Raw genomic sequence first — 20,348 nt, 5'->3', positions numbered from 1 at the left:
ACGCGCGCCGACCCTGAAACGCTGACGACTACGATGGTGCGCTCCCTACCGCCTCGCGCGGGGCCGACAGGGTCCTCGGCTCAGTCGCGTCGGGCTGCGGTCTTGGCAGGTCGCTTCTTCGGTGGCGCCTTTCGCGCCGGTTCTCGTTGCGCCTTCGCGCGTAGCGCCTGCTCGAGCAGTGTCCTGAGCGACTCCACCTCGGCGACCAAGCGGTCGCGCTCCGCCCGGACGACGGCCGCGGACTGAGCCGTTTCCCCCTGATGCCGCGTCATCTCGGCCAATTCCTCCCGTAGGCGCCACTCGGTCTCGGCCGACTGCGCCTGGACGCGCCGAAGGGCGTCCTCGGCCGCCTTCTGCGCCTGCCGAGCACGATCGACCTCCGCATGCGCTCGATCTTCGAGTGCACGTATGTGCGCTTGGGCTTCGGCGTCGTGCGCGGCCCACTCGGCCCTCGTCGTCTCGGTCTGGGCGCGCGCGGTCGAAAGGGCGTTTTGCAGGTCCGCCTGAGCACTCGTGGTGGCTTCGAGCCGGGCAATCGCGTCGGCTAGGCGTTCGCCGGCGGTCGTAAGCGCGAGCTCCAGGCCCACGCTTCGGGCCTCGGCGTTCGCGCGGCCTTGGTCGGCCTGCGCACGTGCCGCTCGAGCTGACGCGAGTTCGGCGTCCAACGCGGTGCGCTCGGCCGCGAACGCGTCGCGGTCGGCGTTCAAGGTGGCTCGCCGCTGCGCAATTTCGGCCTCCGCGGCCTCCGCCGCCGCCTGCAGCGCGCCCCGCCAGATCCGCTCTGCGGCGTCCTGCACGAATCCGGGCACCTCGGGCTGCCGGCTCGCGACCGCAGCGGTCTCCAGACGAGACGCCAGCCCGGCCCACCAGACGTCGATCGAGCGCTGAATCGTGGACATCGAACCGGTACCCAATCGCGCGCGGACGTTCTGCTGCGTCGGACGCTCGCCGACGCGAAGCAGGGCATCGCACACCTCGAAAACGTCGTCCTGCGTGAGCCCCAGCCGTCCCATATCGCCTCCCGATGTCGCCGCCCTACCCTGATAGATCCGATATCGTGATAATTTATATTTATCACGATATCGCGCCCTATTTCGTATCGTTCGGAGTGTATTACATATGATCCGATACGCTTTGATGACGATGCCACCGAGTACCGAGTTGGCGGCAACGGCGTCGCACGCCGTTCGGGAGATCCTGGCGGAGGCCGCGTCGGCGAACACCGTTCGGAGCTACAGCACGGCATTGCGCTATTGGGCCGCGTGGCATGAGATCCGTATCGGTCAGCGCTTCGCGCTCCCACTGACGGCCGACGCGGTAACGCAGTTCATCGTCGACCACGTCGAGCGGACGCGGCCCGATGGCTCGCTCGCGTTCGAGCTGCCGGCCGCCGTCGATGCTGCTTTGGTCGAGGCCGGATTCAAAAGATCACGCGGGGCATTGAAACTTGCGACCGTAGTTCATCGAGTGGCGGCGCTCTCGAAGGCACACCAGCTCGCTAAGAAGCCCAACCCTTGCGAGCACCCAGAAGTCCGCCATCTGCTCAGTCGCGCGCGGCGCGCCGCTCACAAACGCGGTGAGCGGCCCAACAAAAAGACAGCGATTGCACGACGCGATCTCGAGGCGATGCTCGCGACCTGCGATGAGACCCCCGAGGGGCTGCGCGACCGCGCCCTGCTCTACTTCGCCTTCGCCAGCGGCGGCCGACGCCGTAGCGAGGTCGCCGCCGCCGATATGCGGGATCTTCGGCGCGAGGGCGACCGGTCGTTCGTGTATCGGCTCAGCCACAGCAAAACCCAGCAATCGGGGCCCAAGCGAGATTCGTCTCCGGATAAACCCCTCGTTGGCGCCGCCGCGGATGCCCTCGCCCGCTGGTTGGAACTCGCGGGAATTACAGAAGGTCGCATTTTTAGGACCGTGTGGAACTCGACGATCGGGCAATCGCTCACCGGCGAGACTGTGGCCGAGATCGTCCGACGTCGCGCAGTCGCTGCGGGACTGTCGGGGGACTTTGCAGGCCACAGTCTTCGGTCCGGCTTTGTCACTGAGAGCGGCCGGCAGGGCGTGTCCCTTCCCGCCGTGATGGCGATGACCGAACACCGGTCCGTTCAGAGCGTTGTCGGCTATTACCAGACGGGCTCGGCCACCGAGAATCCTGCCGCGCGCCTATTGGAGGATTGAAGGTAGCGCGCGCCGCTTACCTCAGCCGCCACCTTCGACTCTGGCCCTGTCGATGGGGCGTAGCGCCGGCCTTGCCGCGATTATCGTAGCTGTAGTGTTCCGATCGAATTGGTCAGTAGCGGCGCCCTGCTCTAGCCACTCCGCTGCTGGCGATCGTGTCCTTTCGGCCAGTAACGGACATCAAAGCGGCGCGTCCAGCGGGCTGAGCACGCCATTTGCGCCGCGCCCGAGGACGTGCGTGTAGATCTGCGTCGTGCTCAGGTCCTTATGTCCCAGCAGCTCCTGCACCGTCCGGATGTCGTGTCCCGTTTCGAGAAGGTGCGTCGCGAAGCTGTGCCGCAACGTGTGGCAGCTCATCGGCTTCTCGATGCCCGCCTCTCGGCGCGCATTACGCACGGCCCGCTGAAGGATGCCTTCGTTTACGTGGTGTCGCCGGCGATCTTCGGTCCGCGGATCCACCGAATACCCCTTAGCCGGAAACAAGTACTGCCACCCCAGCTCGGTCGCCGCGTTCGGGTACTTGCGATCGAGCGCATGCGGCAGCCAGACGCGCCCGGAGCCTACGGCAAGATCTCCCGCGTGAAGTACACGAACGCGATCGACCTTCTCTCGCAGATGAGGCTCAAGTGTTTTCGGCAGCGGCACCCGGCGGTCCTTGCCGCCCTTGCCGTCGCGAACGACGATCTCACCGCGCTGGAAATCGACGTCCTTTACGCGCAAGCGGATGCACTCCATCAACCGCATGCCGGTGCCGTAGAGCAGCGCTCCCATAATCCAGGACTGCCCCTCCATGGCGGCAAGCAGTCGACTGACCTCTGTGCGCGAGAGCACGACCGGCACCCGCCGGGGCCGTTTGGTCCGGACGATATCGCCCAGCCACGGCAGGTCGAGGCCGAGCACGTGCTGGTAGAGGGACAGCAGCGCAGACAGTGCTTGGTTCTGCGTGCCCGCGGCGACGTTGCCATCGATCGCGAGCGAAGTCAGAAACGCGGTTACCTCGGCCCCGCCCATGTCTCGAGGGTGGCGCCTGCCATTGGCCAGCACGAACTTTCGTGTCCAAGACACGTACGCCTGCTCGGTCCGAAGGCTGTAGTGCCGAACGCGGCAACAGGCCCTGACCTGGTCCAGGAGTCGCACTGGCGGCGCTGTTACAGGGTTCCCTATCACTACGTAATCCATTACGCATTCATCCGTCCATGTATTGAGGCAGTCTCCGTCCCGAGGTGTGGTTCGGATATCGGCGAAGTCCTTGAAGGAACGTCGGATTTTTCCGTTGACGCCGCGACTCGGCGCCCCGACCATCGCCTTATACGGCCCGTTCCTGAGGCCTACTTGGTGTTAGGCCTCAAACGATGCTCTATTGCGAACTCCACCCATCGCTCTTTGCAATTTGGTCGGCGATCGTCGGCTTTCTAAACTCTGCGTTCATTAGCGCATTCCTGTCCGCGCTGGCGGGTGCCGGATTAGGCGTATGGGCAGCACAAAGAATCGCCGAGCGCGCTGCAAAGCGCTCGGAACTACTGAGCGCTCTTAAGCAAGCTAACGCCCTCATCGTGCTGGCGTATACCGTTGCCAACAACACACTCGGTCTGAAGAAGCAATACGTCCTCGAGTTAAGTGATACTTACGCCGTTGACCGAGCGGCGGCTCAGACCGCTATCGAGCGTATAGCGAACGGGGAAGCGATCGATCTGCCGCCGGCACACGCGGACATGACCAAGATCACGCCTCATTCGCTACCACTCGATGCGCTAAAGAACTTGATGTTCTCCGGAAACGTAATGCCTGGAAAGGTCTTGGCGCTCGCCACCATGATTGATCAATCAGCAGCCGAACTCTCGCATGTAATCACGTTACGCAACGAGCTCATAGACGACTTCAAGGCATCAGATGCTCCAGCTCACATTCGCTGGCATGACTTCTTTGGAATAAAGCGCCCTGACGGCAACACGAATGCGCTTTACGCAGACGCCATGAGAGCGATCCGGCTGTATACGGACGATTTGATTTTCTACAGTTCTGAGCTATCGGCTGAGCTCGGGGCCTTCGCAAAGCTCGTGAAGGGTAAGCTCGATGCTGAAAAGGTCGAATGTCCCAAAGCAGCATCGGTTGACTTCTCCGATGCGGAAGCGAAAGGGCTAATGCCCGATCGCGCCGAGTACGAGTCTTGGTTATCCGGGGTCCAAGTCGCAAATGATGCGAGTTGAGGCCTAACAATTCGTCCAAGCCGACGCCGCTTCGCGGCGCGGCTTAACTCAGGTGTTAGGCGGCGATCCAGCAATGATGCGACTCAAGGCTCTCTTCGTCCTGTTTCCGCTCGCACTAGCGGGATGTTTTGACAGCGATCCAGCACACACTGAATACTTCCCCGAGGCCGATGGCAACAGGCCCGACATATTTAAGATCGGGTTTGTGCAAGTGTGCGAAAGCCGTCAGAACGCGCTTGGCGGCGCCATGCGTTTTGCGCGCCGGTACAACATGTCGCAAGAGCGAATCTCGCACCCCGCGAAGCATATTGTTGCGGTCTACACCTCGGGCCTTCCAATGCGAGCACACCTCATGGTGGAGCACATCTACGAAAGGCGCTACGGTGTCAGTGTGTCCACGTTTGGCGGTTTCCCAACAGATATCGTGCTTGCGGCACGAAGCTTTGACTTCTGCGGCGTCACGGGCTCGCCGCCTAACAATTCGTCCAAGCCGACGCCGCTTCGCGGCGCGGCTTAACTCAGGTGTTAGGTGCGTGGAAGAAGATCTGCAGCAACTCGTGGCCAAGTGCTCAGCGCCGTACGCGACTAACCCGCTTAGTGAGGCGGAGATAAGCCGCTTCTGCGGTGAGCACGCTGTCAGTCGCCAAGATTTCTTTGCGGCCTTTGCAGGCCTGGTCGCAAAGGAGTTTGCCGGTGGCGTGCTGCCGTTCTGGTCCGGCAATCACGCCATGAATGCTTTGGGCGGGGCCGCGCTCGAGGAACTCGAAGGGTTTTCCCTGGCCATCTTCTATGCCTTCGATCATGGCGAATATCTAGAGGACGGCGATCCTGAAGGCACCATTCCGTGGCAGCGCTACACTCTTCCACATGTAATGGAGGAGCTGGCGAGTGCGGGTCTGTCGCCAAGCACCTAACAATTCGTCCAAGCCGACGCCGCTTCGCGGCGCGGCTTAACTCAGGTGTTAGGCATCACAGGTGAGACATGAGCGACTTTCTAGAACGGCAAGGGAAGCAAGCTTCAGTCGCGCTGTGGCGCACTCGGCTTCTCGTCATGCCGCTGTCTGGCCGAGGCTTGGTTAAGGAAGACCGCACGCTTCTCAAAGTGCTACCTGAGGATGCCGCAGACGCAGAAATAGCCGACGCGATCCTCTCCACACTTGAGGCAAGCCGCGTCCTTTCGATTCACGAGGCGCAGGGTTTCCTGCGATACGACAAATCGGATGAGAGCAAGCGCCGCTTGGTCCTTCAACAGGCAGTTGGCGCCCCGGAATCTCGGAGGTTGTTCGCCGGTATGCTCAAGTGCAACGTAAAACAATATTTGGGCAAGGTCTCAATTTCACCCACCCGACGTCTGAGAGGAGATTCTTGGGAGGCGCTCGGACAAGAATCCATTGTTGAGATTCCCGTTACGGCGATGCCGCAAGAGGTTGTCGCCGGCTTGCGTCGCGCGTTTGCGATGTGCGTCGGGTGATGCCTAACAATTCGTCCAAGCCGACGCCGCTTCGCGGCGCGGCTTAACTCGGGTGTTAGGCCCTATGCGAAGAATGCTCGCAGTCGCGGTGGTCGTCCTGTGCAGTGGTTGCGCTCGCGAGCAGGATGACGCAATTGCGGCAATCTTCGACCGCAACCCGAAGCCGCCTGTCTACGTTTGCCTTTCGGTAGCGAACGCTGATCCATCAGCTCGCCTGTTGAACTTGGCGAAACGTCACAACCCAAAGGTCTTGCCCGCAAGCCAATGCCACCGTGGCCGCACCGGCTACCAGACGGCGTCGGGGCAACCTGCTGAGGCGTGGGGTATTGATTCGCTTGAGTGGCATGGCCGCAATAAGGTGCGCATCACTCTTACGTCCGGCAGAGGCCAGTCGTTTGGTAGCTCTGGCTGGAGCTACACCGTAGAAAAGCTCAGTGGGGTCTGGATCGTCACCGCCGAGGATATGGAGTGGATATCCTAGGGCCTAACAATTCGTCCAAGCCGACGCCGCTTCGCGGCGCGGCTTAACTCAGGTGTTAGGCCTCAAGGGGAGTCAATGAGCAACCGGGGAGAGGAACTGTGAGCGACGGCGGCGGTAGCGCACTGATAGAGAAGAAGGAGCCCACGGCGAACGTAGCCCGGGTGATTGCCACCCTACAAGATCTAAACGGCAACAAGATCACTCAGATCCTTGCATCACAAAACGACTTTGTAATTTACGAGATCGAAACGGACGATCCGTGCAACCGACTCAAGGTTCTCATTGACGGTCACACCGAAGTATCCGAGCGCCGACTGATCCAGAGGTTTGACGCAGTCAAGCAGGAATATGTCAAGGCAAAAGGCATGCTCTACCGCTCAGCAAACCTCGGCACCATGAAAAACCGGGTAGGTCATGCGCTGGCTAGCTGTCTATCCAATGACGACCCAGACTTTGACGGCCGCGCGCTGTTCCAAGCTCTTTGCAGAGACGTCGAGAATGAACAGAAGCGAGTAATCACCAATCGCTTCCTATACTTGATTCCAGTCGTACTGAGCATCTTCCTGTGGCTTGTCGTCTGCTATGCGCTTCGCGACGAGCGGATAACGAGCACTCCTGACTGGCAGATAGCGTCGGGCTTTTTGGCTGCGTCACTCGGAACGGGTGTGAGCCTTTTTACAGGCGCCAAGAGCTTGCACTTTGAGGAGTTCCCACTGTCGCGGTTCTATGGCCTCCTTGGCGTCGAACGCGTGCTGTTCGGATTTATAGTGGGCTCGGTCTCCTACATAGCAATCAAGTCCGGGCTAATCAGTTCGTCCATATTGCACGGGTCGTACTGGGCGAACCTAATGGTTCTGGTCGCGGCCGGATTCTCCGAGCACTTCGCACCCAGCATCATTCGTAAGGTTGAGGCCTAACAATTCGTCCAAGCCGACGCCGCTTCGCGGCGCGGCTTAACTCAGGTGTTAGGCCACTGGCGGCAGTGTGTTGGATATTGAAGCAGTCATCCGCCAGATCCACGAGGCGAATGCCGAAGTTCTGGTGCACCAGCTGCCTGTCATACACCCGGGCGTAGATGACAACGGGCTGTGGTTCTTTCGGCTGGGCGCGGGGCCAGAAGTCCAGCTGGAATCAGCCACAGGGAATGCGCCCTTTCTCGTCGAGCATGATCGTGGTCGTGAAAGGCGCTCAGCCGCCACGGTGCAAGAGGCAGTTATGCTCGTGCTGGAGGGCGTCCGACCATCAAGGCCAGTGGCCTAACAATTCGTCCAAGCCGACACCGCTTCGTTCCGGTAGACATAGGGCAGGAAAAGCTTGCCCTATGTTTACCTCCACTACGCGGCGCGGCTTAACTCAGGTGTTAGGCCTAATGGGTAAGTATGTCGCTCTCACATAAGGCGTTCTTGTTTAGCTGGCAGTCGTTTGAAAACGAACTCCTTCCGTTGTTCGCTCGGGCCCGCGCGAACGAAGACGCAACTGAGCTTCTCCGCTTTGTGGATTCGAACCTAGCGGAATGCAAGAGCCCATACGACGGGTCTCCGCTCGATGTCGACTGGCGTCAAGATCTCGAAACCGGCTCAGTACTTGAACTCGTTGATTTCGCCGCAACCAAGTTCTATGAGCCGGCGCTTGACCTCGGCTTAGGTCCTGCTTGGTCGACGTTGCAGGCAGGGCTCCCTCCGCAGCACAGCACGCGCTACTAGGCGTTCCGTTGCCGGGATTCGATCCTGGCTATCAGGGCTCGTACTTCCAAAGCCCAGCAATGGTCGTGGAATCCATTGCGGCGCTGCAGCCCTACCGTGAGACCATCCAGTTTCTGGAGCTCCTCACCGCCGCACATGCGCACGGCGCAGGCATCTATGTCACCTTTTAGGCCTAACAGTTCGTCCAAGCCGACGCCGCTTCGCGGCGCGGCTTAACTCAGGTGTTAGGCCCCAGGTGATGGATCCAGCGACGCTCTACCTTCGGACTGCCGAGACAGCGCGGACCTCTTTGGCGTCGCTTGCACGTGAGCCAGCCAAGCGTGCTTACGTCCCGATCAACTACCGCATCTACCTGCAATCGGCTTCGGGCTACAGCCTGCACGCGTCCTCCGACATTCAAAGCTATGTCGCGGAGCTGGAGCGTTTTAAGCCGGTGGACACGTTCACGTCCATGCTTGAGTTCGTCGAAAGTGGTGAATTCCCTGCGCTTTTCGCCAGTTGCTCCGCGAATGACGTAGACCTTTTGGCTGTCCCTCTTCTGCTCGGCCGCAACGATCTCGCGCGGCGATACCTGGAAGGATTCTTATTGACGAGTTCGTCCGGTCCATTTTGGTCAAGCTATGTGCAAGGTCTTGGAGCATTGGCCCGCGGGCTCGCGTTTGATCCCAACTTGCCCACTAAACCAAGAGGCATGGAGAAACATTGGCTGCTCTATGTGCAGCTTATGTCTGCAATGACTGGCGGTGATCCTACTGTCGGTTCCGCCAAAGCAAACATCGAAGCTTCGTTCCGGCACTGCAATCGCGACAAGCGACTGACGATGACGAGCCACATTGACCCTAACGGGACGCATCCGGTGTCGTGGGATTTGCGGCTGGCTTATGTTCTTGCGGCAGCCGGCTTGGGGCCTAACAATTCGTCCAAGCCGACGCCGCTTCGCGGCGCGGCTTAACTCACGTGTTAGGCACCCCGATGTCGATTCCTGCCACTCGTGAAAACCTCACTGCCGCTCTTGCACGGGCCGACGAATCGTCGCGAGCCGCTCGCGTGGAACGGATCGAGTGGCTGGCTCAGCACTACTTCCATCCGGGTGCCGTGATGGGTGAGCTCGCCGTGCTCCACATGCTGGAAGAAGCTCGGCTCTGTTTCATCTCCGGCCACTTCGTCGGTGCGTTGCTCCTCGCCACGTCCTTCGTAGAGCAGACCCTTAGCGAAGAACTTGAAAACGTGGTGCCTGCACAAGAGCGGCGCACATTCGAGCTCATGATTAAAGCCGGCCGGCAACACCTGCCGCTCCCTAGCGACCTGTTTGATCGCACTGACAGGCTTCGCCTACTCCGCAACCCGTTCACTCACCGGAAGGCGCCTGATCACCCCGAGGCGTTCGGCACGCGATTCCTGGCCACCAAAGCGCATCCCGCTACAATTCTGGAGGCAGATGCGAAACTGGCGATGGGGGTCATGTATGAGTGGTTCCGGCGTACGCTGCGGAGTGCCTAACAATTCGTCCAAGCCGACGCCGCTTCGCGGCGCGGCTTAACTCAGGTGTTAGGCCCCAGAGGCGGCTGCACGTCTCCCCAACGGCAAAGCATTCAGCAACGAAACTTTTTTGAGATTTAACAATGCACTTTACCGTTGCAGAAAGGGTGCTTTCGCTGCTGCTGATAATTATTCCCTTAGCTGGACTCATGAGTAGAGGATGGATCGCCGCGTTCTTGCTCTCGACTGAGTCGATCAACAGCCCCACTCTTGTGACCCGATGGTTCTACCGGGGCACGCTTTTTGGGCTTTATTTCACGGCTTCGTTCCTCGTGACTCCCGCCGTCTCGAGTGGCCTGGGGATTCCGCTGATTCGGTGGGTGAAGAACGCGCCTCCATTGTTTTTTCTTGCGCCCTTGCCCATCGCGTTGCTACTTCTCCTATTGGATGGCGGCTTCATTCGGTGGGCCGACAAGATTAAGGTCGCCGCTCGCAAGCGTGCCGCTGCTTACGGTCGTCGCGTCGCTAGAAGAGCCGAATCCTGACCACGCGGGCATGCGCCTTAACACCAGTTTAGAACGCGGCTCCCGTGCTTCCCAAGGTTGGGGCCTAACAATTCGTCCAAGCCGACGCCGCTTCGCGGCGCGGCTTAACTCAGGTGTTAGGCGTCACAGCTAGTTTTTCGCGGCATGCTTCCGGAGCCTCGTGTGATTAAGGCGGTCCTGTTCGACTTCGACGGCGTGCTGACCACCGACAAGACCGGGTCGGTGAGCACGATCAAGTATCTGAGCCGCAAAACGGGCTTAGGTGAAGCTGCGCTCTGGGATGCCTTCGCGCCGTTCAACGAGGAGCTCCTGAGCGGTCAAACGACACACAGTGCAGTCTGGCCGGAGATCTGTACCCGGCTCGGTCGCCAGCTTGCGCCATCCCTCTTGGTCCAGGCCTTCGAAAGCACTCCCATTCGCCACGACATGCTCCGCTACGTAGACGCACTGAGGCCGCGCTACGCTACCGCCCTAATCACCGATAACAAGGCTGACCGCATGCGATGCCTCGGTGATCGCCACTCGCTGACGAGCATCTTCAACCTGATACTGGTCTCGGCGGAGCACGGATCGGGCAAGGAACACGCGGGAATATTTGAGCGGGCAATGGAGTCACTCGCCGTTGAGCCTGCACAATGTGTTTTCGTGGATAACAGCCGGCGAAACCTTGTCGCGCCCGCAGCCATGGGCATCCATACCGTGTACTTCAACGAAGCGACTGACACGGCAGAGTCCTTGGCCGAAGCGTTGAGCCGTCGCTATGGCGTCCTCGCACCTCGGGTGACGCCTAACAATTCGTCCAAGCCGACGCCGCTTCGCGGCGCGGCTTAACTCAGGTGTTAGGGCGCTGATGAACGAGTACGAACGCAATCTGCTTCAACACATCGAGCAACACGGCTGCAGTGTCACATCGGTGTTCGATCCCGATGCGAGCGACCCGCCCTTCTCCTATTCCATCGGTATCGCCAAGTCAGAAGGGGCTTCGGAGTTCATTGTGGTCGGGTTGAACTCCGAGTTGGGCCACTCGCTTATCAACCTGTGTAACAGCCGAGCCCGCGAAGGTGAGCGCTTCGTTTCGGGCGTTCCTTACCTCGGCTTTCTGGAAGGTTTCCCGGTCCAGTTCGTGCCCGTAGCTCGCGAACACCGCCAGGCCATGATGCTGTCTGCGTTCTGGTTGCACGGCGGCCCAGACTTTGCCGCGCTGCAGCTAGTCTGGCCTAGCAAAACCGGAGCGTGGCCTTGGGATCCTGAGGCGACGGACTGGCTGAAGGAGAATCAGCCCGTACTATCCGAGGCTCCGGGGCACGCGCCCTAACAATTCGTCCAAGCCGACACCGCTTCGTTCCGGCAAACATAGGGCAGGAAAAGCTTGCCCTATGTTTGCCTCCACTACGCGGCGCGGCTTAACTCAGGTGTTAGGCGCTAATGGAAGCTTCTGTCGCTCTCGATCCCAATAGCGGAAATATCTTGATCGGGGCTTTCACGGTCACCCGTTGTCTGAAGCCGTCGGAGCTACCAGAAACTTTCTCACTGGGCCCAGAGCGCACGGTGCATGTCGTACGCAAATCAGCCGCTTGTCAGTTTGCGGTAGCCCAAACTACGTATCACGGCAAGGTCGTCCGGGTTGAGCTCCGCTTCGAAGACAAGGTACTGGTGAGTTGCTTTCTCTCATTCCCGGGCTTGGCACCAGAGGAAGAGCGTCGCAGTTGCACGGAATGGCTGGTGCGCCAGATTGGCTTCGGTGGCGCCCTCGCCCGCTTCCCTTGGGGCGGCGCGGGCATCGCCACGGATCGCAGCGGAAACAGCCACGTCTTCATCCACAATGCCAACAATAGCTGGGCGCACTGAACGGTTAGCGCCTAACAATTCGTCCAAGCCGACGCCGCTTCGCGGCGCGGCTTAACTCAGGTGTTAGCTGACATGGGAGACCGACGATGAGCTTGTCCAAGCCACAACGCGGCGTTGCTCTCGGGGCCGGGTCTGCGCTCGCTGTTACTGCGGTAACGCTGTTGGTCGCTGCCTTGCGGCACACCGAAGCCTTAGGGCTCGATGCGCGCTTGCACCTCTTCGCGTTAAGCGTCTTGGCCCCTGCGCTAGCGCTCCTGGTCTGTATCGGCCGGCTTGCCAACCACCGGTTCGATACCCCGGAAGATCTCGACGGCAGCGGGCTCACCGTTGGGTCAGCCCGGGCAAAGTTGCTGCAAGCGCTGTTGCAGAACACGCTCGAACAACTCGCCCTGGCCCTTCCGGTCTATGCCGCCTGCACCCTGTTGGGCTCGCCGTGGCTCGTGGCCCTAGTTCCTGTTGCGTCCGTGCTTTTCCTGGTGGGCCGCGGGTTGTTCTTCTGGGGCTATGCTCGTGGCGCACCGGGGCGTGCAATGGGCTTTGGGCTCACGTTCTACCCCACAGCCATTTTGCTGGTGTGCGCTCTTGTGGCTTCAGCGCGTCACGCTGTCAGCTAACGATTCGTCCAAGCCGACGCCGCTTCGCGGCGCGGCTTAACTCAGGTGTTAGGTGCCAATGGACACTGGACTGGTTGCCAAACAAGAAGATGCGCTAGCACATGTCGTGGCGTCCGCGCCGCGGCACTGGCAGGTCTTGTTTCTGAATTACGAGCACCGGGACCGCTTTACTGGAACAGTCTCGGACTCTGCCTTCTATGCTGTCGTTGAGCCGTTCTTGAGGCGCGCCCGAGCCACGCAAGTAAACTTATCAACCGACGCGCTGCTAGCGCTCGATGCATTCTGCACCGCGCTTATCAAGCGTTCGAGTGTCTCCGAATTAACTTTGGACTTCATCGTTTGGCGCGCAGGACGCTTTCAGGCGCATGTAGACTACGAACCACCCCATCGCCTGAATCTGGAAACGCTCGCAACTCTTCACGAGCGGCATTTGCGGTACTTGGAGCAGGAGCCTCGGCTAGCACTGATTGGCACCTAACAATTCGTCCAAGCCGACGCCGCTTCGCGGCGCGGCTTAACTCAGGTGTTAGGGCGCAAGTGAGACCTTTATGCGTATTGTTTTGAGAGCCTTGCTCTGCTATCCAAATCAGCGCCCGGAAGGATTTGGCCCCGCTTCTGTAGGCCGCTTCTTTATCCCGTTAGCTGCGTTGGTGGCGGTCTTCTCGTTTCCGACGAAGGCCGAGCGTTTCGTTGGGGCGCTAAGCACTTCTGGCGTCACGCATGAACAAGCCGCGCCGGTCGCCTGCGCCGATGGCGCTGTACCGCGCGACTTACTCGACCACATGGTGTCGGTACTAACGAGCGGCGGAGACGCTTGGGATGTCCAGGACGCCCAGAATCGGCCAGTCGTTGAGGCCATGGTGTCGAACGGGTGCACTCAGGCCTTGGGCGATCTACTCTCAAGCGGCCTCGACCCTAATCACAGCACCAGCTATGCGCCGGATGTCAGCCTCCTAGCTATCGCTGCAGAGAATGGTCGGTCGGATATCGTGCGTTTGCTGCTGGCGAGCGGTGCCGATGTGAATAAGCGCGGTGCTGGTCCGTTTGAAACGGCCGCCACTTCTGCGGTCACAGCTGGAAACTTTGATATTGCTCTAATGTTGTTGGATAGCGGCTACTCCGTCGAACTTCCAGCACTCCTGAATCTGGCGCGCGCAAGTCAGGTGGACGACTCCCAGTCGTCGCCTAGGCGTCGTCTGATTGAGCGGCTCATGGCTTGGTGTTCCGCGCACGGGTGCCAATAATCAAGTTGCGCCCTAACAATTCGTCCAAGCCGACGCCGCTTCGCGGCGCGGCTTAACTCAGGTGTTAGGCCCCGCATGAAGCGCCCTCGGCATTTCGTTGCTCTCGCTCTGGCAGTCTCGTTGCTGCCGGCGTGCGCATCGAAGGAGTACGCCGAAGCGAGTAAGCGCTGCGCGGCTGTCCGCCCCGGCATGAGCGTTGCGCAAGTCGAAGCACTCATGGGCGAGCCGCAGATGGCTCTCAGGCCAAGAGATCAACCCCAGTACCTGCATCTACACTATTTTCTGGGGGGGCGAACTTGCGCCGATCGTTGTCAGCTTCAAGCAGGCCCCGACCAGATGGCTAGTCCAGTCAGCTTCTTGCGGGCCCTAGCAGCGGGGCCTAACAATTCGTCCAAGCCGACGCCGCTTCGCGGCGCGGCTTAACTCAGGTGTTAGGGCCCAATGGAAGCTTTCTCGCATGCGGCATGAGAACTCAAGACGCACGGTGGCGGTCATCTGCGTAGCGTTGGTTCTGTTCGCGCTCATCGGTGCATTGTGCGAACGATGGACTGTCTTTATACCGTCGTCGCAAGTACTACATGCAAAACCTTACCTTCATGCCGCATGGGGTGTGGTCCTGCTGCTCTTTCTCGTGAAGGGTGCATTGCACCGTCGGCGCACCTTGAAGGAAGTCGCGCCTGCCGTGCTTGGTTTTTGTCTTATTACTTGGCTCTTCGGACAGGTCACCTACAACCTGGTCGGCCTTAGCAACCGCTTCTCTCACCATCAACCCGAGCCGTTATGGACACGCGTTGTGCAATCCGGTGCGAGCCCTGAGGGGCTGGTGAGTAGCGTTCACACCGCTAGGGTTGCGCTTGCTAGCGATGCAAACAGCGTAAGCCGGTCCGTGCGCTACCGTTATCCGCTCTTAGATCTGCGCTCTGCGTCACCACGTGATAGCGTCTGCTTGTGGGTGCGCCCCGGCTGGGCCGGGTATACGGTGTTGGGCGTGTGCGACTTGCGCCCTAACAATTCGTCCAAGCCGACGCCGCTTCGCGGCGCGGCTTAACTCAGGTGTTAGGCCCCACATGAAACGCTCACTGGTCTTTGCGGTCTTCCTGCTCGCTGCCACTGCGGCTACTGGAGCGCGCGCCGCGGAGCTTGTGCTGTCCGAGCCAACGGTCGTCGTCCTGTACCCGCCGCAGCGGGAGCTATCCGCGGCGGAAATGAACGAGCCCGACTTCACTAGCTTTATCGGCGACTTCCAGACCTATGAGTCGGCGGTTGCATTGGCGCTCAGAGGCAACCCCAAAGTCCGGTTCCTCAGCACGTCAGTCGATCGCATCCATCTCAAGGGTGTGCGTCAGCCAGTGGTTCGCAAAGCTTTGGGTGGCTATGGCTTCATCGTATATGTCCCACGCAAGCCGCCTGCCATATTCCAGGGCGTCGCGACCGATCAGGACGTCCTCTGTGAGCTTCATCGCAGGCTGCCCGGAGCGGTTGTAGTTCACGGCTGTGGGGCCTAACAATTCGTCCAAGCCGACGCCGCTTCGCGGCGCGGCTTAACTCAGGTGTTAGGCCTCAGAACAATCATCTAGGTGTACGTATTTATGAAATGCCCACATTGTTCTTCGCGAATCGGCATCTTTTCGGAAGCGATGAAAACGCTCGGCAAAGACGGGCTGTGCCCTGTGTGTAACAAGCGCGTCAAGGTCGGTTTGATCCATCTTAGGTTTGCGGCTGCGTTTGTACCTGTCGCCGTAGCTTCCATCTTGCTCGGTGTCAGCGGTCCAATTGCGGCAGGCCTGGCCGGTGGAGTGGGAGCTGCGTTTGGCGTCGGGCTGAAGCGAGCTGAGGCCTAACAATTCGTCCAAGCCGACGCCGCTTCGCGGCGCGGCTTAACTCAGGTGTTAGATTGCTGATGAGATACGTCTGCCTGCTTGTTACTTTGTCTTTCATGTTTGCCGGGTGCGCGGAAGCTCAGACTCGCATTTCCCATGGCGACACGTTGGATAATCCGATCGATGTGACGTTCGCCGAATGCGAGAACGATTGGGATGGCTCACAGCTCGCGGACTGGTCGGCTTGTGTCAGCCGAGCGGATGAGCAGTGGCGTACGTCCATGAATTCCAGTTACCGCGAATTGATGGCCAGGCTGCCTCGAAAAGACGGCCTGTTACTTGCCAAGTCGCAGGCGGCATGGAGCGAAGCTGTCGCTGCGGAACGTGCCTTTGTCGAAAGCCATGGAGACCTAACGGTGCTCTACGGTGCGGAGGGGGCGATTTCCTACCGGCGCGGGCTCATGCTTAAAACTCGCGCTAGAGCCTTGGAGTTGGCGGAGCACTTACAGGTGTTCGCGCACAGTCGCACGCAATCTAACAATTCGTCCAAGCCGACGCCGCTTCGCGGCGCGGCTTAACTCAGGTGTTAGGCCGTGGAAATGAGATTAGTGATGCTTGCAGCGTTGTTAACCATTTCCCCCGCGCATGCGGAATCACGGCTGCACGTCAGCGATATTTATGCCGGCGACTGTGTTTCGTCCCGGATCAAGGCCATTGGATCCAGCACTGTTTTCTTCTCAGATCGCTGTTCTGGCGATCAGTTTTTCATCGGTCTGAACGGTCGTACGTACGAGCTTCGTCGCGTTGGCAAAGCACCGCGACACAGCGTGGATTTCGTAGGTGCTTTCGCGGGGCCCGGCGTGCACGTCCGCGTACGAGACACGGGTACGTTTCGTAGTCGCTGCGATGCAATTCCAAAGGTACAGAGGTCGCGGCGCTTGCATGTCGTCGCCGTCCACGTCCAACGGGGCCAAGACTCAGTGGTCGTTCGCGGCGTTTATGACGATTGCTTGTGATTACCAGCCACGGGCCTAACAATTCGTCCAAGCCGACGCCGCTTCGTTCCGGTTTTGCACTGGCAGGTAGAGCTTGCCACTGCAAAACCTCCACTACGCGCCGCGGCTTAACTCAGGTGTTAGGGGCACAGGCGCGGTTCCCAGGAAAGCGGTGACGATCGGTTCCGCCTCGATCCTCATTGGCCTCGCGCTGCGCTTCTTTTTCAAGATTTAACCGTGACCATTTCGGACGGAACACGAACGAGCCTCATGAAGATCGAAAAGATGTCTTCTCCCGTCGCGCTTGCCATCACCGTGGGCGTCAGTGCATGCGTTCTAGCGGTCGTCGCGCACGTGCCGCAGGCGGCTGCAGCCGCGCCGTCGCCGTCGGGTCGCGACAGCATTCCCCTCGAGCTCGCGCAGCTCGAGCCCGTGGCCGATCACCAGCTCGTGGTGTTCCGCGATTGTCGCGGCGACGTCTGCCTCAACACCTTCCATCTGCGCAAAGTCGAGATGAACGGCGTGGCTGAACTCATCTGCAAGGCGCCGATCGCCGAACTCAATCGCGGCGCGTTCCAGCTCGACGCGATCACGCCCGTCGCCGGCGGCGATGCGCTGCTGCTGCGCTTGGTCGAGATCCGCAACGAAGAGTCGCTGCCCGCGGTGACGCGCACGCTGACCGTGTCGGGCAATTGCCGCTACACGCTCGCGAAGTGATCCGCGACGCGATCGGTTGACCCCGTGAAACTCCCCGGAATCCTCGTCGCGCATGCCGCCCTGACGCTGTTGTTCCTGTTTCCCATCATGCTCAATGCGTACTACGACCCGCCGCGAAAGCCGCTACCGAAGCGCCCATTGAAGTCATGGCTGATCGTCTGCTTCGTGATGGGCGTGTTGGCGCTCTTCGACGCCCTCCTGTTTGTGAGCAGGGAATGGGCGCCCGCGGTGTCGGGCCAGCTGCTAGTCCACGACAAGGGCTCGCCCACGTCGTACCTGATCACGCCGCAGGACAGCCCGTTCATGTTCTGGTTCGACATGAGCTTTTTCGTGCTCATGGGGGCCGCGCTGTCGGCCGCGATTCTGCTATTCGTGGGCCTGCTCGTGAGATCGTGGTTCGACCGCCGGCGGCAGGCGCGGCTCAAGTCCTAGCCTCCACGCTCGACGGGCGCTTCGCGCACGGCAGAGCCAAGGATGGCGACGACTAGCAGCGCGCCCAGGCGGTGGGACGTTGCACACACGCGCGGGCGTCAGCGCCGGGAGCGCCGCAGCATCTCGCCGCGTGGATCCTCAAACGCATTTTCTCGCGTGAGAAAATCCAGAGTTGAGGACTGGAGCCGGTCGACGCGCGCCTCACAGAGAACCGCCTCCCGCTTGGTCGTGTGCAAAGTCCAACCGGCGTGCCGGCCCAATGCCGCAGGTGTGTGCAAAGTCCCACCGCGAAGAGCGCGTGGGGCTTGCCGGCCGGCGTGTGACCTCTGGACGCCGACGGGAAGTCCTCGCCGACGGGAATAACCGCTTTGCCGGGGGCGTCCACATCGGACGCGTCGGAATGGGGCGTGTCCCCTCGCCTGCCCACCGTGCTGATCGTTCTGACGCTCTGCGCCTGCGCCGCGGAGCGCGACGCCACGCGCTTGGGCATGGACGGCACGAAGCTCGATGCACCCGCCGCGGCTGAGCATCACCGGCACGCCTAGGCGCTGACGCAAAGCGATCGCGCGGCGCTTGAAGTGAACCGCCAGCGCGCAGCAGGTCATGGACGCGCTTCATCGCGATCGCATCCGGCTGCTGAAGGCGCGCATCGACGCGGCGTCACGCCGCGGCCGCTGTGACATCGAAGGCTGCGAGGCTGACGTCGCACCCATGTCGGTGTTGAGCTACACCGCGGCCGCGCAGGTCGGGGCGAGGTCGGCCGGCAAGTCACCGGATCCCGGCGGCGGTTGAGCGACGGCGCCGCGGCGGCGTCGCGGATAATGTCGCCATGCCAGCCCCGATCCCACCCATGTCAACGCAGACGCCCGTTGCGGGCAACGCCCCTTTGACCACCGTCCAGAAGGCACTCATCACGCTTTACGCGGTCATGTCGGTCAGCCATGTCGTGCATTTCGTCCACGAGGGGTATCCGGCGTACGACGCCCTGATGGCGGTCGGGTTCGCGCTCCTCGGATTCGCATTCTGGCGCTGGAGCCGCGGACGATCCGCGCGCGTGCTCTTCGCAGCCGGGCTCCTGAGTGCAGTCGTCGGGTTCGCGATGCGCCAGTTCGCCTAATCGACCGTCCCGCTGCCGGCCACAAATGGAATCACCGATGTCCGCACCGAAGCCTGTTCAAAACAAAGCGGCGGCCCGACGATTCCGCCCTGTTCTCGGGCTGACATATGCCGCCCTCGGCGTCGCCGATATCATCCGGTACGTGCGGCACGGCTATGAACTGCACGCGCTTGTTTCCGGCATTGGATTTGTTGCCACGGGTGCCGGCTTCTCCATCGGTTGGACCAAGCTCGGCGGGCAAGTCGCGATCATCCTCGGCTGCGCGGCGTTATTCGTGAGCATCGCGCTTAGCGCAATGGCGTGATCGATTGCACTGTCGTACCGGCTTGATATTGTCGGTGGGCCGATATCGCGGCATGCGGAAAGGACGAACTTCGGTGGATCTACGGAACGAAGGGAAGCACGCTTCAATGCTCATGCGCGCTGCCGTCTCAATTTGCTCGGTCGTGTGCTCTGCGCTCCCGAGGCCGTCGATTGCTGCTGACAGCTGCAGTCGGTACGAAGCAAGACTGGAGGCGATGCGGAACCCGATCGCGGATGCGTCGAACATGACGCATGAAGATCGTGAGAGGTTCATCGGTGCCGCGGAGCGTTGCCCGTATGCGGCGCCGATCGTTCTCTTCGCCGCACAGATCGCGACCAACCAGGGCGAGCTCGACAAAGCGTTGCAGTTGTCGGTCAGGCCGTTCACGGCACCGGCTGACGAACTAGCACGACTGCAAACACGTTACTGGATTCTTTACGCTGCGGATAAGCCTGTCGCCGAACGCTCTGCCGTCGTGGCTGCCGCGACGAAGGTGGACGCCACCTCCGCGAGTGCGCGCATGTTGCGCGGCGTCGAGACCTGCTTGAGCGGCAACTGCAAAACGCCGCTCGCAGATCTGGAATTCGCTGACGCCCGGCTGCACTCGATCGAACCGCTTCCATTCCTGTCCGCTGCCCGGCTCAACAACGGCAACACCGAAGGCGCCGTCGAAGCATTTGATCTCTACATGGACAACGGCGGCGGGCAGCGTCTCGACGACGGGATCGTCTATGCCGGAGTGTCGGCCTACAGCGCGGCAGGAAGCCTGGATAAGGCGCGACTGGTTTACCAGATCGGCGTAGAGTCTGGCATCGACGAATCCACCGGGTACATGCGCAAGGCGATCGCGATCATTCGTAAGGCCGAGGCCCAGCACTGACGCAACTCGGGTCGCCGCTCTCAAGGCGACGGCCGGACACGGTGCAGCTGCAGCGGGGCGATACGAACGCGGTCTTACGGGGGATCTCATGACAACGTCGACCACCCGTCTCGTTGCCGACCGTTCCGACATGCCGACCGTGCGTTCGTGCAGGAGTCGCTGCGCGCCGCGGGATTGCCAGCTTCCCGTGCCGACGATGCTGCATTGGATCCGGTCTCGTGTCGGGCGCCGTGCTTGCTTGCATTCGTCCAGACCAGCAGTGCTATCAGCACAGCTAACACCAGACTGGAAGTCGTGCCAGCCGCCGTCA

The 20,348-nt window shown here is 60.8% G+C and carries 25 protein-coding genes; 23 read left to right on the top strand and 2 right to left on the bottom strand.

Going from position 1 to position 20,348, the window contains the following annotated elements; all coding sequences use genetic code 11:
• Nucleotides 1-80: 80 nt before the first annotated feature.
• Complete coding sequence (locus ACVWWW_RS09520; protein WP_027082238.1) at nt 81-1,013, bottom strand: DNA-binding protein; 933 nt, start codon at nt 1,011-1,013, stop codon at nt 81-83.
• A gap of 124 nt (nt 1,014-1,137) precedes the next feature.
• On the opposite strand from ACVWWW_RS09520, the gene ACVWWW_RS09515 reads away from it, so the two are divergent.
• On the top strand, nt 1,138-2,181 hold the full coding sequence (locus ACVWWW_RS09515) for a site-specific integrase (protein WP_456998684.1): 1,044 nt from the start codon (nt 1,138-1,140) through the stop codon (nt 2,179-2,181).
• A 180-nt stretch (nt 2,182-2,361) separates the two neighbouring features.
• Here the strand turns inward: ACVWWW_RS09515 and ACVWWW_RS09510 are convergent, their stop codons facing one another.
• Complete coding sequence (locus ACVWWW_RS09510) at nt 2,362-3,360, bottom strand: integron integrase (RefSeq protein WP_051234844.1); 999 nt, start codon at nt 3,358-3,360, stop codon at nt 2,362-2,364.
• A gap of 173 nt (nt 3,361-3,533) precedes the next feature.
• On the opposite strand from ACVWWW_RS09510, the gene ACVWWW_RS09505 reads away from it, so the two are divergent.
• The 22 genes from ACVWWW_RS09505 to ACVWWW_RS09400 all read left to right on the top strand — a co-directional run bounded on the left by ACVWWW_RS09505 (nt 3,534) and on the right by ACVWWW_RS09400 (nt 20,038).
• Entirely contained in the window at nt 3,534-4,388 is an 855-nt protein-coding gene (locus ACVWWW_RS09505; protein ID WP_027082241.1) for a hypothetical protein, read from the top strand.
• Nucleotides 4,389-4,464: 76 nt separating this feature from the next.
• The gene (locus ACVWWW_RS09500; protein ID WP_456998683.1) at nt 4,465-4,905 is read left to right on the top strand and encodes a hypothetical protein; all 441 of its coding nucleotides are present in this window, start codon (nt 4,465-4,467) and stop codon (nt 4,903-4,905) included.
• A 16-nt stretch (nt 4,906-4,921) separates the two neighbouring features.
• Nucleotides 4,922-5,302, top strand: coding sequence for a hypothetical protein (locus tag ACVWWW_RS09495; RefSeq protein WP_027082243.1), 381 nt, complete (start codon nt 4,922-4,924; stop codon nt 5,300-5,302).
• A gap of 68 nt (nt 5,303-5,370) precedes the next feature.
• Entirely contained in the window at nt 5,371-5,859 is a 489-nt protein-coding gene (locus ACVWWW_RS09490) for a contact-dependent growth inhibition system immunity protein (protein WP_027082244.1), read from the top strand.
• Between the two features lie 579 nt (nt 5,860-6,438).
• Nucleotides 6,439-7,257 (top strand): hypothetical protein, encoded by an 819-nt coding sequence (locus ACVWWW_RS09485; RefSeq protein WP_027082245.1) that lies wholly within the window; start codon nt 6,439-6,441, stop codon nt 7,255-7,257.
• Nucleotides 7,258-8,281: 1,024 nt separating this feature from the next.
• On the top strand, nt 8,282-8,995 hold the full coding sequence (locus ACVWWW_RS09480; RefSeq protein WP_155914167.1) for a hypothetical protein: 714 nt from the start codon (nt 8,282-8,284) through the stop codon (nt 8,993-8,995).
• A gap of 20 nt (nt 8,996-9,015) precedes the next feature.
• Nucleotides 9,016-9,543 (top strand): hypothetical protein, encoded by a 528-nt coding sequence (locus ACVWWW_RS09475; protein WP_456998682.1) that lies wholly within the window; start codon nt 9,016-9,018, stop codon nt 9,541-9,543.
• Nucleotides 9,544-9,665: 122 nt separating this feature from the next.
• The gene (locus ACVWWW_RS09470) at nt 9,666-10,067 is read left to right on the top strand and encodes a hypothetical protein (RefSeq protein ID WP_456998681.1); all 402 of its coding nucleotides are present in this window, start codon (nt 9,666-9,668) and stop codon (nt 10,065-10,067) included.
• A 162-nt stretch (nt 10,068-10,229) separates the two neighbouring features.
• Entirely contained in the window at nt 10,230-10,898 is a 669-nt protein-coding gene (locus tag ACVWWW_RS09465; RefSeq protein ID WP_196804374.1) for an HAD-IA family hydrolase, read from the top strand.
• A gap of 19 nt (nt 10,899-10,917) precedes the next feature.
• Nucleotides 10,918-11,382, top strand: a complete 465-nt coding sequence (locus tag ACVWWW_RS09460; RefSeq protein WP_027083196.1) for a DUF4262 domain-containing protein — start codon at nt 10,918-10,920, stop codon at nt 11,380-11,382.
• Between the two features lie 110 nt (nt 11,383-11,492).
• Nucleotides 11,493-11,915, top strand: a complete 423-nt coding sequence (locus tag ACVWWW_RS09455; RefSeq protein WP_155914321.1) for a hypothetical protein — start codon at nt 11,493-11,495, stop codon at nt 11,913-11,915.
• 86 nt (nt 11,916-12,001) lie between these two features.
• Entirely contained in the window at nt 12,002-12,529 is a 528-nt protein-coding gene (locus ACVWWW_RS09450) for an MAPEG family protein (RefSeq protein WP_027083195.1), read from the top strand.
• A gap of 548 nt (nt 12,530-13,077) precedes the next feature.
• On the top strand, nt 13,078-13,773 hold the full coding sequence (locus ACVWWW_RS09445; protein WP_081672113.1) for an ankyrin repeat domain-containing protein: 696 nt from the start codon (nt 13,078-13,080) through the stop codon (nt 13,771-13,773).
• A gap of 1,067 nt (nt 13,774-14,840) precedes the next feature.
• A complete protein-coding gene (locus tag ACVWWW_RS09440; protein ID WP_027083192.1) occupies nt 14,841-15,278 on the top strand; it encodes a hypothetical protein in 438 nt (145 codons plus the stop codon).
• Between the two features lie 395 nt (nt 15,279-15,673).
• Nucleotides 15,674-16,171, top strand: a complete 498-nt coding sequence (locus ACVWWW_RS09435) for a lysozyme inhibitor LprI family protein (protein WP_027083191.1) — start codon at nt 15,674-15,676, stop codon at nt 16,169-16,171.
• A 687-nt stretch (nt 16,172-16,858) separates the two neighbouring features.
• Nucleotides 16,859-17,305, top strand: coding sequence for a hypothetical protein (locus tag ACVWWW_RS09430; protein ID WP_027083190.1), 447 nt, complete (start codon nt 16,859-16,861; stop codon nt 17,303-17,305).
• 24 nt (nt 17,306-17,329) lie between these two features.
• A complete protein-coding gene (locus ACVWWW_RS09425) occupies nt 17,330-17,737 on the top strand; it encodes a hypothetical protein (protein WP_027083189.1) in 408 nt (135 codons plus the stop codon).
• A gap of 407 nt (nt 17,738-18,144) precedes the next feature.
• The gene (locus ACVWWW_RS09420; protein ID WP_155914317.1) at nt 18,145-18,282 is read left to right on the top strand and encodes a hypothetical protein; all 138 of its coding nucleotides are present in this window, start codon (nt 18,145-18,147) and stop codon (nt 18,280-18,282) included.
• Nucleotides 18,283-18,340: 58 nt separating this feature from the next.
• Nucleotides 18,341-18,529, top strand: coding sequence for a hypothetical protein (locus ACVWWW_RS09415; protein WP_027083188.1), 189 nt, complete (start codon nt 18,341-18,343; stop codon nt 18,527-18,529).
• Nucleotides 18,530-18,587: 58 nt separating this feature from the next.
• Nucleotides 18,588-18,854, top strand: a complete 267-nt coding sequence (locus ACVWWW_RS09410) for a hypothetical protein (RefSeq protein ID WP_027083187.1) — start codon at nt 18,588-18,590, stop codon at nt 18,852-18,854.
• A 37-nt stretch (nt 18,855-18,891) separates the two neighbouring features.
• Entirely contained in the window at nt 18,892-19,158 is a 267-nt protein-coding gene (locus ACVWWW_RS09405; protein WP_027083186.1) for a hypothetical protein, read from the top strand.
• Nucleotides 19,159-19,402: 244 nt separating this feature from the next.
• Nucleotides 19,403-20,038 (top strand): hypothetical protein, encoded by a 636-nt coding sequence (locus tag ACVWWW_RS09400; protein ID WP_155914315.1) that lies wholly within the window; start codon nt 19,403-19,405, stop codon nt 20,036-20,038.
• The last annotated feature ends 310 nt before the right edge of the window (nt 20,039-20,348 follow it).

This window comes from Lysobacter sp. HA18 (assembly GCF_054057595.1).
The sequence above is the reverse complement of the archived record's forward strand: the minus strand, read 5'-3'. Positions and strand labels throughout refer to the sequence as shown.

What these genes read in the sequence shown, in the direction of transcription:
- ACVWWW_RS09510 (WP_051234844.1), bottom strand. Translation starts at nt 3,360, where the DNA reads ATGGATTACGTAGTGATAGGGAACCCTGTAACAGCGCCGCCAGTGCGA.
- ACVWWW_RS09475 (WP_456998682.1), top strand. Translation starts at nt 9,016, where the DNA reads ATGTCGATTCCTGCCACTCGTGAAAACCTCACTGCCGCTCTTGCACGG.
- ACVWWW_RS09470 (WP_456998681.1), top strand. Translation starts at nt 9,666, where the DNA reads ATGCACTTTACCGTTGCAGAAAGGGTGCTTTCGCTGCTGCTGATAATT.
- ACVWWW_RS09445 (WP_081672113.1), top strand. Translation starts at nt 13,078, where the DNA reads ATGCGTATTGTTTTGAGAGCCTTGCTCTGCTATCCAAATCAGCGCCCG.
- ACVWWW_RS09490 (WP_027082244.1), top strand. Translation starts at nt 5,371, where the DNA reads ATGAGCGACTTTCTAGAACGGCAAGGGAAGCAAGCTTCAGTCGCGCTG.
- ACVWWW_RS09515 (WP_456998684.1), top strand. Translation starts at nt 1,138, where the DNA reads ATGACGATGCCACCGAGTACCGAGTTGGCGGCAACGGCGTCGCACGCC.
- ACVWWW_RS09505 (WP_027082241.1), top strand. Translation starts at nt 3,534, where the DNA reads ATGCTCTATTGCGAACTCCACCCATCGCTCTTTGCAATTTGGTCGGCG.
- ACVWWW_RS09400 (WP_155914315.1), top strand. Translation starts at nt 19,403, where the DNA reads ATGACGCATGAAGATCGTGAGAGGTTCATCGGTGCCGCGGAGCGTTGC.
- ACVWWW_RS09500 (WP_456998683.1), top strand. Translation starts at nt 4,465, where the DNA reads ATGCGACTCAAGGCTCTCTTCGTCCTGTTTCCGCTCGCACTAGCGGGA.
- ACVWWW_RS09430 (WP_027083190.1), top strand. Translation starts at nt 16,859, where the DNA reads ATGAAGATCGAAAAGATGTCTTCTCCCGTCGCGCTTGCCATCACCGTG.
- ACVWWW_RS09455 (WP_155914321.1), top strand. Translation starts at nt 11,493, where the DNA reads ATGGAAGCTTCTGTCGCTCTCGATCCCAATAGCGGAAATATCTTGATC.
- ACVWWW_RS09440 (WP_027083192.1), top strand. Translation starts at nt 14,841, where the DNA reads ATGAAACGCTCACTGGTCTTTGCGGTCTTCCTGCTCGCTGCCACTGCG.
- ACVWWW_RS09460 (WP_027083196.1), top strand. Translation starts at nt 10,918, where the DNA reads ATGAACGAGTACGAACGCAATCTGCTTCAACACATCGAGCAACACGGC.
- ACVWWW_RS09405 (WP_027083186.1), top strand. Translation starts at nt 18,892, where the DNA reads ATGTCCGCACCGAAGCCTGTTCAAAACAAAGCGGCGGCCCGACGATTC.
- ACVWWW_RS09520 (WP_027082238.1), bottom strand. Translation starts at nt 1,013, where the DNA reads ATGGGACGGCTGGGGCTCACGCAGGACGACGTTTTCGAGGTGTGCGAT.
- ACVWWW_RS09415 (WP_027083188.1), top strand. Translation starts at nt 18,341, where the DNA reads ATGGACGCGCTTCATCGCGATCGCATCCGGCTGCTGAAGGCGCGCATC.
- ACVWWW_RS09450 (WP_027083195.1), top strand. Translation starts at nt 12,002, where the DNA reads ATGAGCTTGTCCAAGCCACAACGCGGCGTTGCTCTCGGGGCCGGGTCT.
- ACVWWW_RS09410 (WP_027083187.1), top strand. Translation starts at nt 18,588, where the DNA reads ATGTCAACGCAGACGCCCGTTGCGGGCAACGCCCCTTTGACCACCGTC.
- ACVWWW_RS09435 (WP_027083191.1), top strand. Translation starts at nt 15,674, where the DNA reads ATGAGATACGTCTGCCTGCTTGTTACTTTGTCTTTCATGTTTGCCGGG.
- ACVWWW_RS09480 (WP_155914167.1), top strand. Translation starts at nt 8,282, where the DNA reads ATGGATCCAGCGACGCTCTACCTTCGGACTGCCGAGACAGCGCGGACC.